The following is a 16,147-nucleotide window of genomic DNA, read 5'->3' on the forward strand; positions in this document are numbered from 1 at the left end:
GGGACGCGGAGGCACAGAACAATAAAAGGGAGCTTATAACCAGCCTGGATCGCTTCGCGCGCAGAGCCACGCTCGCGATGACGGAGAAAGAAGAACGAGAGCCATGAAGAAGAGCAACTTCGCAACGCACGCACTGGTGGCTTTGGGCATCGCAGGCCTTTTTGCTGCGTGCACCAAGGAGATCACCGTTGATCTGCCACCGGCCGAGGAGAAGCTGGTGGTGAACGGCACCATCGAACCGGGCCAGCCGGCCATCGTGGTGGTCACACGTACGGAGAGCTTCTTCGAGCCCACCGACTTCCAGAGCCTATTGGGCATCTTCGTGGAGACCGCCACCGTGACGGTGGACAATGGCAACGGACCGGTGCAGCTGGCGCGGCGCAGCGGTTTCGATATCACCGGTGCGACCTTGGAGCGCGCAGCGCAAATGATCGGCATCGACCCGCAGATCATACAGATCGTGGACCTCACCATTTATGTGGACACAACCGGCATGGTGGGTGAGGCTGGCCGCACCTATTCCTTGAACGTGCAGGCCGAGGGCAAGACCGTCACGGGCAGCAGCTTCATGCGTGATCCCGAACCGTTGGACAGCGTCTGGTTCAAACTGGCCCAACAGGATCCCGGCGACGATAGTCTCGGCTTCATCTGGCAGACCACCAGCGACCCAACGGGCCTTGGCAACTGCTACCGCTGGCTGGCCAAGCGCATCAACGACAATTTCGAGGGCGAGCAGAAGGACAAGATCTTCATCTCGCCCGGCTTCGCGTCGTTCGAGGATGCGTTCATCGACGGCCTCACCTTCGATTGGGCCATCAACCGCGGCAGTGCACCCTTCAGTACCGCCGACGATGACGAGAACGAAGAGCGCGGCTACTTCAAACGCAACGACACCGTGGTGGTGAAGTACGTGCACTTCGGACAGGACGAGTTCGAGTTCTACAACAGCAAGGACGCCAATGCGAGCACGCAGGGCGACCTCTTCAGCACGCCAAGCAACATCAAGAGCAACGTGCAGGGCGGCCTGGGCGTGTGGGCCTGCTGGAGCGTGTGGACGGATACGCTGGTGTGCGTGCCGTAAGTGCGCAGGAAGCACCACAACGAAAGAGGGCCGGACAATGTCCGGCCCTCTCCTTTTCCCAGGATGAGATCAGTGCTTGGCCTTCCGGCGCTTGCGGAAGACCCAGCTGACACGGCCTGCCTCTTCCTTGCCCACCAGCTGCCTCACGGCCACACCATGGCCCTCGAAACGCACCCCCTTCGCTCCATGCACGACTATTGCTGCCGGTATCCGCTTGTCCTTGGGAAGCCTTAGTCCCTTCAGGAAAATGCGCCGGCGCTTGGGCAACTGCACCATGGCCATGTACTTCTTCCGGTCCGCTTTCCATTCGGCGCCGAGCTGCTTGGCCACGGCCGCCCCTAATCCGATCGGAAGTTCGAACCATGGGGGCGGGCATGGCCCCAAGGGCAGGTTCAACAGGATCTCGAGATCGAACGGGAACTCCTCCTTGAACGCGCCTGCCAAATTGAACCGCAGAACGGAAGGTTCAGAAGGGTCGGGCTCCACGTCCACCACATTGAAATTGCGCCAAACAACGTTGTTGTTGTTCCTAACGAGGTCGTAGAACTGCGACCATTCCATGGTCGGTGGTGTCGGTGGTGCCGGGTCGGCGGCGTGGTGCGCAATGGCCACGAAACAGTAATGCCCCGTGGCGGGGATATCGGCAGCGCTCCACACCAGTGCATCGGTCACCACGAGCACATCGCCTGCAGGCACGTCGATGGGTGCTGTTGTCCCGATCAAGTTCCACGACCCTGGTGCGACCAAGGTGCTCACTTCGCTCCAGTACACCGTGGCGCGCACCGAAGTGGCCGCCACGCTTCCCCGGTTCCTCAGGCGCACATGAACGAAGTTGTCCTGGCCTGCTTCCACCTGGTAACCGAGGGTGTTGCTGTTCTCCGTACCGCTGCCTTCGCCGAAAGCGGCCGTGGGATCCGCAACGGCGGTGGGCTGTACGATCACATCGGGGCTCGCACTGATGGATGAACCGCTCGGAACGGATCCATCGTCGCCGACTTGATCGCGCATGTACACATCGGGCACCAGGTCCAGCGGTCCACCCGCTCCGAGGATGGCGCGCAGGTCGGGCATCACATTGATGTTGCCGGCCCGGCCTGCCCCTTGCGCAGTGCCGGTGGCGGGGTCGCTGAGGATGGAGCGCATTTGCAGCGGCGAGAGCCGTCCACCGGTGTTCCCCTCGTACATGCCTTGCACCAGGGCCGCGCACACGACGATAATGGGCGATGCGCTGCTTGTTCCACTGAACGCATCCGTGTAGGAACTGTTGTCACCTGTTCCGGCGTCGAGGTCGCCATATCCCGCGGTCACCACCGAATCGCCCCAAGCGAAACAATCGATGCGTGAGCCGTAGCACGAGAACGACGAACGCTGGTGCGCGCCGGCGGACTCCCCGGCGCCGACCATGATGGCACCGCTGTCGCGGAAATCAGCATGGCCGCGATCGAGGATACGATCACCGGCCGCATTGGTGTAGGCATCAAGATCATTGTTGCCATTGCCTGCCGCCTCCACCACGATGATGCCCAACGCGCTGGCCAGGCGGATCGCATCGAAATCGGCATCGTCCACCTCTGTAGGCAGGTAGTCGCGCTGCACCTCGAGCAAGAGCACATCGCCTGCGTTCATGACCGCAATAGCTGCCACGATGGCATCGGCTACGTGCAGAGCCGTTCCGCTCGCCGCTTCGTAGTGCGATGTAACGCGCACGCTCGCAACGCTGGGCGCACCGCCAACGATCCCGCGCGCGTTGTCAACCCCGGCTATCTCACCCAGGACGGCCGTGCCATGGTTCCCCTTGTAGCCTCCGATGCCGTCCCGGTTGTCGCCGTGGATGAGCGTGGGTGATGGCAGGTCCTCGTGCCCTAGGAACCAGCCTTGTTCCATGTCCACTACGGCAACGCCCGTGCCTTCGCCGTTGGGCTGGGTCCATGCCCAGCGCGCGTCGATGCCTGTGGGTGCCGCATCCAGGTATGTCTGCTGGGCAGCGTACGTGTCGTTGGAATCGTTCACCACAGGGTCGCCACCATCCAGTTCGGCGTAGGCATGATCAACGCCCTTGACCTGTTCCAGTATCTTCACAAGATCATGCAGTCGAAGGCGATCATCGCGCATGTCGACGCGCCAGTACGAGGATAGGCTGCGCAGTGGCGGCAATTCCGAGCGACGGGCCTTGGCCTCCAGCGCCAACAGTTTTCCGCGCTCCATGCTGTGGATCAATTTGCGCGTGGCCGGCTTGCCGAACTGCTCCAAGGCATTGTGCAGTTCCTTCAACCCGTTGCTCTTTGCCAGTGCCAGCAGGTCTTTGGCGTCCGACTTGTCAACGTTGGCGGCAAGCCGCACGATGACAGAGCCGGTGTGTTCGGGGCGCTTGCCCGGCCGCCCGTGGGCCGGTTGATCGCCGTGCGTTCCGATATCCTTTCGTTTTCCGTTGGTTTCCATGTGTTGGTTTGTTCCGCTCCGGCGTTGTTGCCGCAGCCCCGCAAATCCACCACATCGCCACACCGCAATCCATACCCGGTTCCCGGTATTTCCGGGGCCTTTTCGGGCCCTTTCCGTGCTTTTCTACCCGATCCAGGGTATGCCGCGCGCAGCGGCCTCCACTTCCGCACCCCCGAAAACGGAACAGCCCCGGCCGAGGAGCCGGGGCTATTGCCGTTCAGTGGTGTTGCCGTTAGGCCGCGCGGCGTGATCCGGGGCCTGCGGTCATTCACCAATGATGTCTTCGGCCCGACCGCACGCCCACAGCGCAGGCTTCCTGCAGTCCCGATGCCTCCGGCATAGCGCCCCTACCTTGGACGGCATCGTGAAGCCATCGCACCTTCCACTTCTTCTGCTGATCATGCTGGGCCTGGCGTCCCGTGCGCCAGCGCAAACAGTTCCACAAGTCGCGGAGCCCATACTATCACCGGCTGAGCTGCGCGCCGACCTGCAGCAATTGCGCACCTTGTTGGAGAAGAAGCACCCGGAGCCGTACCGCTACACGTCGCGCGAACGCATGGACCAATGGTTCGACAGCCTGTCCAGCACGTTGAGCGCGCCGATGAGCGCTCGCGCCTTCCTCGCGCGCATCACTACGCTGTACCCGCTGCTCGGCGATGGCCACACGATGTTCCTCCCGGCCGATGACGATGTACAGCACCGCTACCTGCCCATCGAGGTCCTGTTGCACGACGACAGCCTCCTCGTGCGCTGTGACGGCCCGGCCGCAATAGGCGTGCGCTCCGGCGACCGCATCCTGGCCATCAACGGGACCGAAGCACGTGATGTGGTGCGCGCGCTCATGCAACGGCAGATCCGCGATGGCCGCAACACCACCTATCCTGCGTGGATCCTCGATCACTGGTTCCGGTCGTATTTCCGCTTCGCCTTCGGTGAGCCCGCGTCCTTCGACATCCGGCTGCGCACATCCGATGGCGATGAACGTTCATTGCGGTTGCCCGCTCTGCCGATGGACAGCATCAGGCTGCAATGGCGCACCTGTGTTGTTGAAGCATCCGAGGCGATTGAACTCTCCTTTCCGGACAGTGGCATCGCCGTGCTGAAGATCCCCAGTTTCGAAGCGGCGACGCTCGCCAAGGTGAACGGCACAGCCGCACATCAACTGCGCGCGGCATTCGAGCGGATCCGCGCGAGGCAAGTGGAACACCTGGTGCTCGACCTGCGCGGCAACCAGGGCGGCGATCCCGCATTGGCCAAACTGCTGCTCGCGCATCTGCTCACCGAGCCGTTCACGCTGGTGGCTGAAGGACCTTCGAGCGGGACCACGCGACCGGTCGCACTGCCATACACCGGCAAGCTCTACACGCTCATGGACGGCGGGTGTTTCTCCGCCACGGGCATGGTGCTCGCTCAACTGGAATTGCACGGGCGCGGCCTGCTCATCGGCGAAGAGGCTGGCGGCGATCGCACCGTGCTCAGCGGCAGCGCGCGCACCAATGTGCTCAAGCACACAAGAATTGCATGCACCGTTTCGCGCAAGACCTGGCGGCTCGTGCACCGGCCGGACGATGGCCACGGCGTGCTGCCCACGCATCCGGTGAACATCAGCGCCGAGGACCGGATCAGCGGACAGGACGCTCCGATGAACGCGGCCATGCGATCCATCCGCTGCGGGCATTGATCGGTTGCTGAAGCCGCAGTAGTGCCGACGCCGCACGAGGTATTCAGGCTTAGCGCCACCGGGCCGGCGGCCGCGGCAGGTTTGATCCGAGACCGGTCCGCCTGTGCTGCTCTATTGAACGTCAGGCACGTACAAGGGACCACATCGTCACGGCCTCGCGCCGGTCAGCGCCACTCCAATGTGCGCCGCACATAGCTCACCCAACCCGACACCGGAATGCCCCCGTCCAGGTAGTGGTCCGGTTGCACGCCCATCACGTCCATGGGCATCGTCGGCAACCGATGGCTCATGCTCATGGTGTAGCCCAATTCAAAGCAGCCGTCCGGCGAAGTGACCAGTCGCATGTTGGACACATCGATCGAACCCATGGTGGGGTGTCCGAAGAGCTTCACTTTGGCGCTCGTGCGCACATCCAGCAGGAACTGCTCATCGGTACTGCCGTTGCCGCCGTTGCAGATGATGCCCACGCGCAGCGGAAAGGGCAGCACGGCGTGCGAGCTGTCCACTGTCCATGGCTGATCCTCCACCTCCAACCAGGTGTTCAACGCGGCCCGCATGCGCGTGGCGACATCCAGGCATTCGCGCCCATCCTCGGTGCCGCGACCGAACATGTCGGCATAGGCTTCGTAGCCGGCCGCGTTCAGCTCGGTGGCGCGCAGCTTCACGCCCACGGAACGCATGGGGCCGGAACAGAGGTAAGGGATCAAACCCGCGTAGCTCGCATCACTACCACCGGTACCGTTGCGGATGTCGATGATGAAATTCTCCGTGCTGCGGATCAGGGTATCGTTGGCCGCGAGAACGCTATCGATCAATACCTTCTGCCCGAAGGCGAACGAAGGGATGCGCAGGTAGAGCGTGCGATCGCTGAGACGCTCGAGGAAGGGCGTGTTCGCGTTGCCCGTTCGCAGGGTCACTTGTTCCTCCATCGTCAACCCGGCAGGCGGAAGTTCGCGTACCCATAGTCCGTTCATCTCCAGCAGGCCGCCGCTACCGGGAACCAGCCGCACCTGTACCGGCTCCGGACTGTGATCGCCCATGAAGTAGGTACCCGCAAATCCGTCCCCCGTGGCGGCGAACTCCGCCTTCACCTCTCCCGGCTTCCAGTTCGGGTTCGTCGAGGAAAGGATCACGGCCGCATAGGTTCCGGGTTTCGTGGCATCCTTCGTCACCGCTAAGCGATAGGCCCCCAAGGACCAGATCCCTTCCACCGGCTCCCTGCCGTTCGCCTTGCTCCATTGCTTCAGCAAAGCCGCCTCGTTCACCTTGATCGTACGACCCGGTGGTCGCGGCGCGCCACCATTCACCGGTGGTGGGCCCGCCTGTTGCGCAGCCGTGGCCTTCTCGGTCGGTTCGATGCCGATATGGCCGTGCCGGAACCACTGCAGCCAATCGTTGAGCGCTTGCGTGCAGGCGCGCAGGTCCGTGATGCCGGCCACCCGTGCGCGCGACGCCTCGGTGTGCTTGGCGTATTCCGCCGTGCCCTTGCGGTCCACCACGAGCTGGAAACCCGCATCGTTCTCCTCGAAGGTGGTCACCATCCACGCGAAGGTGGTGGGGCAGTCGCAGGTTTGGGCAACCAGCGTGCAGGTGGATGTGAGGGTGACAGCGAAGGCGATCAGCGCACGTGTGAGCATGGTTGCGAAGATGCTGAAGTCGCGTGAACAGGACGCGAACTGTAACATCCGGTCGATCTGTTCGTCATCCGCTCATGGAACGTTCATCCCCCCTTGATCGCAGCTGGACCTTAACCGGCGGTTCCTGTGGCATCGCCGCCGTGCTGGCCTACTTCGGTGCCGCGTTCATTCCGCTGCCGGATACCGCGTCGCTCATCCTCGCCTTCGCCTTCGGGCCGCTGGTGTCCGTCGCGTCCTTGGGACTTGTCCATGCACTGGAGCAGGGCACGCCGCGCGTAGGCATTCGTATGGCCGGCTTCCTCGGAGCGGCCGCTGGCATCACCGTGCTGGCCATGCTCGCCGTGCAGCAGGCGCTCTTCGCCGCGCAAGGCAAGATCACGGAAGGTGATCCCTCGCGTGCATCGTTGATCGCGTTGGGCGACGCCGTCCACTTTGGGCTCGACATCGCGTGGGACTGCCTCATCGCTGCGAGCATCACGCTCTTCGCGATCCACTTCTGGCGCGATTCCAATTTCGGTAAGGTGCTCAGTGTGTTGGGTGTGCTCTGCGGGATTGGCCTCTTCGCCATCAACATAGCCGCATTCCCGCATCCGCCCGACAGCATCGGCCTGCTGGACATGGGGCCGTTCTGCGCGTTGTGGATGTTGATGGTGTACGGGTGGATGCTGCGCGCTGCACGAGCGAGTTCGTGAACGGTGGTCGGCAACTGCGTAGCGCAGCGACTTCCACGAAAGGACCAAGTAGCTCAGCGAGGCGGCGCGAATAGCTTGCCGGACCGCATCTTGCCATCACCGCGGTGCAGTTGCCAGAAGATCATACCGGCCGCCCGATCAGGCAATGCGATGCGATGTTCCGATGCGCCGTTCAAGCGCGCTTGGAGCAGCGTTCGGCCGATGGCGTCCGTGAGCGAAAGCAGTCCCGTTATTCCCTCGGGATCACGGAGCACCAGTAAGTTTTCATCCAGGTAAAGGCGCAGACCGTCAACAAGCGTCGAAGCGCTTTGACCGGTGCTGATGTCGGCATCGAGACGGCCCACCCACAGATCGGGCGTGGATACGCCCACCAACGTATCGGCACCGAGCACCATCGTGGACCCTGCAGTGCCGGCCACGAAGAGCTCTTCACCAACACCGTACGATATGGCCAGCCCTTGGTCGCCCAGCGCGCTGCCGAAGCCCATGGCCGAAAGGAACTGGCCCGCGGTATCGATCTCGGCGACGTACACGTCGTTCATCGCCGGTGCGGGTAGTACGAAGCCTCCCAATGTCGGGGCGTTCACGAAGTAGTTTCCGGTAAGGGCGAGGCGATCACCAGCGGGTGCGAGGTCCATGTCATACACTTCCATGTACGCGACCGATGCCATGCTCAGGGCCCAGAGCCACTGGCCGCTGCCGTCCAGCTTGGCCATCCATCCATCGTTGTTGGCACCGGTGGCCGTGAACTGGAAAGCGCCGAACGTGGCGGTGTTGCGATAGGTGCCGGCCACGTACACGTTCCCCGACGCGTCGGCGCAGATACCGAAGCCTTTATCCCAGTGGCTTCCGCCGCCGCGCACCGCCCACTCCCACGTTCCTGATGAACCGAGACGCGCCACGAAGGCATCGTAGAAGGTGCCGGCCACATTGATGATGTGCGTGCCGAAGGTGCCCGTGCTGTAGCAACGTCCGGTGATCACCAGGTCGCCATCGGGCATCACATCCATGGCGTAGGCATCCACCGAGCTTCCTGAGCTTGTCGCCGTTGCCGACCAACCCTGCACGCCTTGACCGGTGAAACGGTACACCGCCAGATCAGTGCCCCAACGGCAACCCAGCAGGATGTCGTCGTTCGCATCCACCTTCACCAGGAAGCCCTCGGTGCTCACGGGGTCGGCCACCCCGCTCACCCAGTTCCATTGACCCATATGAGAAAGCGCGGCCACGAAGGCTTGCGTACCGAACGGCTGGGCCGCGAGTGATAGGGCGCCGAACTGCGCTGCATCGCCGTTGTGCGCCACCGTGCCGCACACGATGATCTCGCCTGTGTTGCGGTACGCCACGTCGTGGATGGTCACATCCGCGGTGTGATGCGCTTCGGCCGTCCATTGCACGTTGCCATCGGCGGGATCCAGTTGTTGCACGAAGGCATCGCCCTGGCCACTGCTGGTGAGCGTGGTGCCATGGGCATCGATGGTGTTCTCGTAATTCCCCAGCATGTGCACTGCACCTGATGGCGCCCAGGAAACGGAGGCGAACTCGGAACCGGCGCTGCCCGCACCCCATGCCCATGCCCACGTGAGCGATTGCCCGTGCAGGGTGAACGTGAGCGGGACGACCAGAAAGGTGGTGAGCAGCGTGCGCATGAAGGGGATCGGTTGACGGGCAGACGAAGTAAGGTCTATTCGGTTGTCGGCGCGCCGTGAACTTCGTTCCCGATGAATGCCGGTCTATGGATCGGGTAAATGGAAGCGGGTTCATACCAGCAGGCTCAGCGGCTTGCCTTCGTAGGCCTTGAAGCGCTGGGCTAGGGTCGCCTCCTCAATGTTAGTGGGACATCGTCTTTGGGCTGAGCATGCGCATGCTCACCATCCGAAGCTCAGATAGAACAGGCTCTCCTCCTTCCCCCACTTCAGGTAGGCGGTGTATCTGCCGTAGGGCATGTCGGTCACATCCACCCAGGTGCTGGTCTCGCCATCCGGCGGCATGTCCACACGAAGGCTCATCGCCTTGCTCGGTACACCGGTACTGTCCTGAAGGAACAATTCGAAATGGGTGCTCGGCCCGCTGGCGGGGAACTCCAGCAAGTGCCGTGCGTAGTTGGGGTCGCGATCGATGACAATGCCCACTGCACCGGTACGCAACCCGTCCATCTCGAGCGTGAACGAATGGCGTGCGGTATCGTAAAGCGCGAGCACTTCAGCGCGCCGCGATGCCCACAGCGCATCCAAACGTTCGGTGTTCGCGATGCTCTGCGCCTCCTGCACCAGATCGATATTGGTGAACCAACCCTTGCGGAATGGCAGCAGCACAGGTGGACGTGGTGGCACACCGAGCTTGGCGGCCCGCTCCAACATGAGCGTCTCCAAGCGCCCGTCCTGGTTCAGGTCCACGATCATGGTGTCCGTTCCTCGCAGCACGATCAGCTTGTTATCCGGATAACCGAAGATCCGGTCCATTTCCACCACCATCAACGGAGCGCCGTTCACCTTGATGCATGGGGTCAAGCTGCGCGGCTGACCTGGGAAGTGAACAGTCCATCGAGGATCGGTCACGGTCCAATACTGCCCGCGCCCGATGTACTCCACACGGTAGGTGCCCTTCAACGGTGTGAGCGTAGGACCGTCCTCGACGAAGGCGTAGTTGTACCGGAAGGAAAGCCGGTCGTACTGCGCTCCGGCATCGACGCAACCGGTAAGGAGCAGGAAGATGAGAAGGTGGCGCATGGTGCAACGGTACACCGAAGATGCGGAGAGGTTCGTTGAGGCCGATCGGTCAACGACCCGTCAACGGCGTGCAGATAAAGCACTGGCGGGCGCTACTTCCCGAACACCGTGCTCCGGTGGTACTCCAAGTATTCGGCCTTGGGGCCCGCCGCCTCGGCGGGAATGGTCAGTGGCTTGTCTTCGTAGTTCTTGAAGTTCTGGCTCACGGTCGCTTCTGCGAAGTGGTCGCGGAGCGACTGGGCACACACTAGGCGTAGGTCGGTATCGAAGGTGATGAGGCCGCGGTCGGAGGCGCGGTCGTGGAGGGCGTTGAGGGCGATGCCGTTCTGGGTATCGAGGCGGTGCTCTTCGGCCGCGTTCCACGGAATGATGTGCGAGGCTACCAGAAGCTCGCGCACGGCAAGGCCCGTGACGGCGCAACGGCCTTGATAGGCGTTGAGCACCGCTTGGCGGAAGTAGCGTTGACCGCGCCGGACCTTCACCGAAGCTGTGCTCTCGGTGGGGCCATCGGGAACGCGCAGCACTTTGCCATCCGCTTGCACTTCGATGGGTGCGTCGGCGTCGCCGGTCATCAGTTGGGCCAGGAGTGCCTCACTCTCCGGGGCCAGTTCGTTCAGGTTGGCGTGGTACTCCGCCCACATCGCCCGGTCGAACTCGCTCGCACCTTCCAGTCCCTTGCGACCGGTCTTGCGGAACTCGGGATCGATGGAAGCGAGGTTGCTGAGCTTCATGGGCAGCGCGGAAGGCTTGCGCCCCATGCGCTCACTGATCTCCACGAGCATCTTGTTCTTCGCGTGGAACTTGCCGAAGGCCACCTTGTGGTAGAGGTTCAGCGCGATCAGCAGTTGCGAGCGGGTCCAGTCGGTGCGGGTGGGCATGGAGTGAGTCTTTGGCTCGCCAGCACTCTACTTAAACTCCTCTGAGTAATCCACGGCCGCATAAACATCTTCAAGCGCAGAACGCAGCTTATGGAAGGTGGTCTCAATGAAGCCCTCCGTGTAACCCAGGTACTCTATTCCCGATAGGTCGGAAACCTCATTAATGTCCACCGACTGTTCCTTCAACAGAACAACGCCATGCACGCCGGTCCCCTTATGTAGCTTGCGGAACACAGGCCGACATTCACCGATCTCAAGAATGACGTTCTGTCGTGTACGGGCCTTCCCATTCGCCAGCCGGTCATCGGGGGACATAATCGCGACGGCGCAATCAGATGCTTCTATCGCTCGACGGACCTTCTTGTTCAGCACGTCTCCGGTGTAGACTTCCTTGATGACTATGGCATCGTAGTCCAGGTCATCCTTAATGAAGCGTTCGACCTTCCGCCAATCCTCAGACCGACCGTGAATGATGAACACCGTGAACTCGTGTTCGTCGCCGTCACTATCGAGGTAGGTCGTGTACTTCGGCATCGCACTACGAATACGGACCCATGAACCTTGGCCCATTCAGATGCTGCAAGTGTTCAGGTCTATCAGCGGTCCACACTTCAGTCTCGTAAGCGATCTGGTCGGCGTACTTCGCATGGGCCTTGCGCGTGAGGAAGGCCGTGACATACACTATGCCCGCCTTGCAGCCTTTGAGCAACTTCTTCAGTTCCATCAAGCGCAGTTCGCTGATCGGTCCCGAGCTATGCACGGCCTCAATCACATAGAGCCACTTCTTCGATTTGCTGTACGCAATGATGTCCGGAAGCTCGTCATGCGACAAGTCGAAGAAGCCCAATTCCTTCAGGCGTTCGCGCTCGATGTGCAAGAGCTTGTTGGATGTGTCGCCGACATACAACACCTCGGCTCCATTGCCCCAGAGCGGAAGGAACTGTTCGATGATGGCTTTCTGAAGTTCGTTGTGCTTGCCCAATGACAGTTCCAACTTCCCACCGCCTGGGAGTGTGACCGGAATGCGCTCCATGTCGCGCTTGCGCAAAAGCGATTCGGCCAGGCTCGGACGGTTCTTGTTGAAGGCGGCAAGGTTCTTTGCCCAAGCTGGTGTTCCGTACGTACGGATCAGCGCGGCGAAGTCCGGCGCAAGTGCATAGCCGCGTGTCGGGTCATTGGTTGCTCGACCTGGGTTGTCCCCGCTGTTGACGATGACGCCCGCTACTACTGCCAGCTTCAAGTCTTTCCGGCGAACGTCGTCGTACGAACCAGACGAGATGTTCTCCTCGAAGTGCTTGTTCACGAAGGGTATCACTTCGCGTGTCTTCAGGTGGCGACCGTCCTTCACGCTCTTTGCCGCGCTCCACTTCTTGGTGACGCCCGCCACAGCCATCATGCAAGCGGCCATGCGTTCACGGCGGCGGATCGGTTCCGCAGCAGCCGGGATGCCCACAGCGATCAAAATGTCCAACGCTTCATTGAGCACGCGCTTCACGGCGGCGCTCTTCGTGGTCTCCGGCAGATAGTCCTTCATCAGAACAAAGAAAGTTCCCGGTTCGGCTTCACCTTGCTCCGCTTGATGGCCTTCGCATCACCGGCCGGAAGCGCATAGCACGCCTTCACCGCTTGGGCGATGTGGTACGCAAGCATCGGCGGTACCGCGTTACCGATCTGATTGAACTGCTGCGTTTCATTGCCCTTGAACTCGAAGTGGTCGGGGAAACTCTGCAAGCGTGCAGCCTCGCGAACGATCACGCGGCGACGACGGCCATCCGCCAAACGAACGCGGTGCATGTCGCCAGTAGCGCCAGCGAGGTTGCGGCAAGTGAGCGTGCGCGCCGGACGATCCGCGTAGAGGTCGCGCGGGTTGATGCAGTGCGAAGCCTTCTCGTACTTGGCCACGTAGGCGTCCATCGCTGCGTTGAGGAACTTGCTCTCGGGCGGCACGGTGTGCATCAGATCGCCGATTGCCTCGCCGACGGTGACCTTTTGCTTCTCCTTGGCCGGGAAGGTGAACGATGACCGATGGCCGACAACGAAAAGTCGCTCGCGGTTCTGCGGCACACCGTGGTTCACGGCGTTCAGAAGCTTGTAGTCCACGAGGTAGCCCAGCTTGGCGAACTCCTCCAGGATCAGCTCGAAGTACCACTTGTTGCTATAGAGCAGGCCGCGCACGTTCTCGAACATGAACACTTTGGGTTGGAGCCGCTTTACCGCATCAATGAAGATGGGAAAGCCGTCGCGGGCGTCCTCGATGCCGCGCTGGTTACCGCCCACGCTGAAGGGCTGGCATGGCGGACCACCGATCACGATATCTGCTTGTGGAAAGTCGAAGCCGACCTCCAGCTTCACGGCGTAGCACTCGCTGCCCAGGTTGTGGCGGTAGCTCTCGGCTGCCGGGCCGTTCATCTCGAAGCCGATGGTCTTGAAGCCAGCGGCCTCAAAGCCCAAGGCCAAACCGCCGCAGCCCGCGAACAGGTCCAGCACCACAGCCTCTTCCGTGTGGCACGGAACCAATATCTCGTTGATCTCCTCGATGTATCCCATCTCACGTTGCCGACTTCCTTGGCGATCGGCGTGGTGACAAAGTAAGGGTCAGCCTGCATCCTGGACGAGGCTTATGTGATCGCGCCGACGAGGTATCGGGCGTGGGCAAGGTGAAAATAAAGCGGTCGATTCTCACTTCCTTCTGTCCCTGGCCGGTCTTTGGAGCAAACTGCGCTGCTCGTCGAAGAAGTGCTCCAAAGCCTTCCTGTCCTTCAGAGATGGGTCGGACTTGAGCCTTTCCCCAAGAGTCTTGAGGATTTGCCTCACGCGCACTGGCGGTTGGTCATGGAAGGCCTTCACCTTCTCATGCACAATCTTGCTCACTTCCTTGGGCATGTGATAGCTGAGGTTTACCCCCAGCATGGTCGGGAAGATCATGTTATAGGCCTCATCGACATCACTCGAGCTTGGCATGAGTGCGATGTAGTTGTACACAAAGTCAGGCCTTATGTAACAGCTCACGCGATACTTGTCCTTGTTGAGAACCTCTTGAATCGCGCGATAAGTTGAGGTGTCCTTTGACAACCACCAGGTGCTGTATCCAAATATCCCTCCTTCACTCGCTTCATTGTTCTTCTCGCGCAAGTAGTATATCGCGAGCATCATCTCCGAGTCGTTGATAGCCTTCTGCTCGGATTCCTTCTTCACGGCCAGTGCTTCCACTAGCTTCCTCTTCTCCTCCTGATCCACCTTGATGTTCCAGGACTCGTTGGAGATGAACTTGATCCCAAATTCATCCTGGATGTAGCCAATGAGATCAGCCTTAGCTGTCCTTAGAGTCGGATCGAGGAAGAAATTCAAGAATTCGTTGAAGCTCCGGACCTTCCCATTCCGCTTTGAATAGAAGTACGCTCGGACTAGTATTTCGTCAACGAAGAGGAATTCGCTGTCGTCCGAAGTGTAGAACTCTTCCAGGCCTTCAAAGCTCTTCTTGTACTTGTTCTTTACCATTCTGAAATGAGACACAAGTTCGTCCATCAAGGTCTCGTTGATGAACATCTCTATTCCAGCTCGTTTAGCACCCTTCAAGAGATTCCAATGCCTACGATTGCCTTCTGGGAGAAAGAACTCCGACAGCGCAGGGATAATGATTGAGTTGTCGACGAACACCTTCAGCTTCGAGGACATTGACTCGAAGTATGTTGTCAGCTTCGGTTCCCAGCGAAGCATGAACATCATCAAGTAGGTATTGGCCAAGCTCTTCAGGAACTGCCTTTGCTCCGCAGACCCATGGTAGACTATGTCGCGAATGGCAAGATGCAAGGCCGTCTTAACCGCCTGCCAATTCTTGGGTTGTACGGAACTCGATTCAACCGAAGCTGCTATTACCTCCTTGAGATTCTGCTCTATGACCGCCGTACTATCCTGGTTGACGACGAAGTTGCTGAACTCTAGCCCTTGCTTCTTGAATATGTCTACGAGCACCTTAGAAATCAACGCTTCAATCTTGTAGACCGTCACCTCATTCTCATCGAAGTAGCGTCGAATGGTCTTCTCCGTTTGCTTATAGAACTCTTTGTAGAGTCGCTCGTCTCCTAAGTTCCGCTGTTCAATCTCAAAGCGCGTTTCAAATGGAAGACAGTACGCCAACTTGCCGACGTGGAACTGGATCTTCCTTGGCTTCTTAGCCAGCTCAACTAGCCTCTGAGAGACCTTCCCATCGATGAGCTTAGAGTCAAAGGAGACGTGCTGCTTGATCCTCTCTTTAATCTGCTTCTCCGTAAGAAAAATACCTTTGTCAGGATCCGTGCCTTCTAGAGCATACATTATCAGAGTATCGCAAATCAGATTGTCGACGTTATTGTTCTTGCGGTCATAGTTAAGTCGTTGGCTTAGGAAGACATAAAGACGGCTGTCTTTGTCCAAATTGGCCACTGTGACATTGAAGCCCGGTTGGCTATACTGGTGCAGATTGTGATCCACAAACGTGTGGTATGCCGCTATTACTCCAGCGTTTTCAGCACATCTGGCCACAAACCACTTGATGTCGTGTATTGACACCTGAACGCCTTCGTACTCCGCCTCTATCTCGTCAATCAGGCTATCCCCATTTGTGACCTTGCGGTTTGTCACATAGACGAACCTGTCGCAAGCCTTCTTGTTCTTCTTCAACTTGCCTAGCGTCTCTCTGATTTTTCCCGGTGTGTCCTTCTCTGTCGATGTCTGAACGATGGTCTTCTCCTTTCCCTTTCTGTGAAAGACGTGCTGATAGCCATCTACCCCCTTGTCACCTGAGCCTCCAACGGGGATGAACTCCCATCCATTCAGCGCACTTAAGAACGCAAGTGCAAAGGCCTCAAATACGAAGCCGTCATCAATCTTTTCGATTGCGTACTCAAAAGCCCTGGGGTCAATTGTCGACATTTCTGAATGCATGATTGATAGATGAGCTGCCGGTGGAAACTACATGTTCCTTCTATACTGCCCCCCCACCTCGAACATCGCCTGCGTCAGCTGCCCGAG

At 60.0% G+C, this 16,147-nt stretch carries 12 protein-coding genes; 3 read left to right on the forward strand and 9 right to left on the reverse strand.

Annotated elements, in window-relative coordinates; all coding sequences use genetic code 11:
- The first annotated feature begins 103 nt into the window (after window positions 1–103).
- Window positions 104–1,081, forward strand: coding sequence for a DUF4249 domain-containing protein (locus IPJ76_03535; GenBank protein QQR87306.1), 978 nt, complete (start codon window positions 104–106; stop codon window positions 1,079–1,081).
- Window positions 1,082–1,150: 69 nt separating this feature from the next.
- Here the strand turns inward: IPJ76_03535 and IPJ76_03540 are convergent, their stop codons facing one another.
- A complete protein-coding gene (locus IPJ76_03540) occupies window positions 1,151–3,520 on the reverse strand; it encodes a S8 family serine peptidase (GenBank protein QQR87307.1) in 2,370 nt (789 codons plus the stop codon).
- A gap of 364 nt (window positions 3,521–3,884) precedes the next feature.
- On the opposite strand from IPJ76_03540, the gene IPJ76_03545 reads away from it, so the two are divergent.
- Window positions 3,885–5,201 (forward strand): hypothetical protein, encoded by a 1,317-nt coding sequence (locus IPJ76_03545; protein QQR87308.1) that lies wholly within the window; start codon window positions 3,885–3,887, stop codon window positions 5,199–5,201.
- Between the two features lie 164 nt (window positions 5,202–5,365).
- Here the strand turns inward: IPJ76_03545 and IPJ76_03550 are convergent, their stop codons facing one another.
- Complete coding sequence (locus IPJ76_03550) at window positions 5,366–6,838, reverse strand: hypothetical protein (protein ID QQR87309.1); 1,473 nt, start codon at window positions 6,836–6,838, stop codon at window positions 5,366–5,368.
- A 74-nt stretch (window positions 6,839–6,912) separates the two neighbouring features.
- Between IPJ76_03550 and IPJ76_03555 the strand changes: the two genes are divergently transcribed.
- Entirely contained in the window at window positions 6,913–7,530 is a 618-nt protein-coding gene (locus IPJ76_03555) for a hypothetical protein (GenBank protein QQR87310.1), read from the forward strand.
- A gap of 53 nt (window positions 7,531–7,583) precedes the next feature.
- On the opposite strand, the gene IPJ76_03560 is transcribed toward IPJ76_03555, so the two are convergent.
- The 7 genes from IPJ76_03560 to IPJ76_03590 form a co-directional block, all read right to left on the reverse strand.
- Window positions 7,584–9,179 carry a hypothetical protein gene (locus IPJ76_03560; GenBank protein ID QQR87311.1) on the reverse strand — a complete coding sequence of 532 codons (1,596 nt, stop codon included), beginning with the start codon at window positions 9,177–9,179 and terminating at the stop codon, window positions 7,584–7,586.
- Between the two features lie 219 nt (window positions 9,180–9,398).
- A complete protein-coding gene (locus IPJ76_03565; protein ID QQR87312.1) occupies window positions 9,399–10,259 on the reverse strand; it encodes a hypothetical protein in 861 nt (286 codons plus the stop codon).
- A gap of 92 nt (window positions 10,260–10,351) precedes the next feature.
- Window positions 10,352–11,137 carry an HNH endonuclease gene (locus tag IPJ76_03570; protein ID QQR87313.1) on the reverse strand — a complete coding sequence of 262 codons (786 nt, stop codon included), beginning with the start codon at window positions 11,135–11,137 and terminating at the stop codon, window positions 10,352–10,354.
- Between the two features lie 27 nt (window positions 11,138–11,164).
- Window positions 11,165–11,671, reverse strand: a complete 507-nt coding sequence (locus IPJ76_03575; protein QQR87314.1) for a nucleotide-binding protein — start codon at window positions 11,669–11,671, stop codon at window positions 11,165–11,167.
- 4 nt (window positions 11,672–11,675) lie between these two features.
- Window positions 11,676–12,671 carry a restriction endonuclease gene (locus tag IPJ76_03580; protein QQR87315.1) on the reverse strand — a complete coding sequence of 332 codons (996 nt, stop codon included), beginning with the start codon at window positions 12,669–12,671 and terminating at the stop codon, window positions 11,676–11,678.
- Window positions 12,671–13,684 (reverse strand): DNA cytosine methyltransferase, encoded by a 1,014-nt coding sequence (locus IPJ76_03585; GenBank protein ID QQR87316.1) that lies wholly within the window; start codon window positions 13,682–13,684, stop codon window positions 12,671–12,673. Before IPJ76_03585 ends, IPJ76_03580 begins: the two co-directional genes overlap by 1 nt.
- Window positions 13,685–13,816: 132 nt before the next feature.
- Window positions 13,817–16,048, reverse strand: coding sequence for a restriction endonuclease (locus IPJ76_03590; protein QQR87317.1), 2,232 nt, complete (start codon window positions 16,046–16,048; stop codon window positions 13,817–13,819).
- Between the last annotated feature and the right edge of the window lie 99 nt (window positions 16,049–16,147).

The organism is Flavobacteriales bacterium, assembly GCA_016699575.1.
In the GTDB taxonomy this organism is placed as follows: Bacteria; Bacteroidota; Bacteroidia; order Flavobacteriales_F; family PHOS-HE28; genus PHOS-HE28.

Coding starts and splice junctions, on each gene's coding strand:
- IPJ76_03535 (QQR87306.1), top strand. CDS start 104: ATGAAGAAGAGCAACTTCGCAACGCACGCACTGGTGGCTTTGGGCATC.
- IPJ76_03540 (QQR87307.1), bottom strand. CDS start 3,520: ATGGAAACCAACGGAAAACGAAAGGATATCGGAACGCACGGCGATCAA.
- IPJ76_03550 (QQR87309.1), bottom strand. CDS start 6,838: ATGCTCACACGTGCGCTGATCGCCTTCGCTGTCACCCTCACATCCACC.
- IPJ76_03555 (QQR87310.1), top strand. CDS start 6,913: ATGGAACGTTCATCCCCCCTTGATCGCAGCTGGACCTTAACCGGCGGT.
- IPJ76_03560 (QQR87311.1), bottom strand. CDS start 9,179: ATGCGCACGCTGCTCACCACCTTTCTGGTCGTCCCGCTCACGTTCACC.
- IPJ76_03565 (QQR87312.1), bottom strand. CDS start 10,259: ATGCGCCACCTTCTCATCTTCCTGCTCCTTACCGGTTGCGTCGATGCC.
- IPJ76_03570 (QQR87313.1), bottom strand. CDS start 11,137: ATGCCCACCCGCACCGACTGGACCCGCTCGCAACTGCTGATCGCGCTG.
- IPJ76_03575 (QQR87314.1), bottom strand. CDS start 11,671: ATGCCGAAGTACACGACCTACCTCGATAGTGACGGCGACGAACACGAG.
- IPJ76_03580 (QQR87315.1), bottom strand. CDS start 12,671: ATGAAGGACTATCTGCCGGAGACCACGAAGAGCGCCGCCGTGAAGCGC.
- IPJ76_03585 (QQR87316.1), bottom strand. CDS start 13,684: ATGGGATACATCGAGGAGATCAACGAGATATTGGTTCCGTGCCACACG.
- IPJ76_03590 (QQR87317.1), bottom strand. CDS start 16,048: ATGTCGACAATTGACCCCAGGGCTTTTGAGTACGCAATCGAAAAGATT.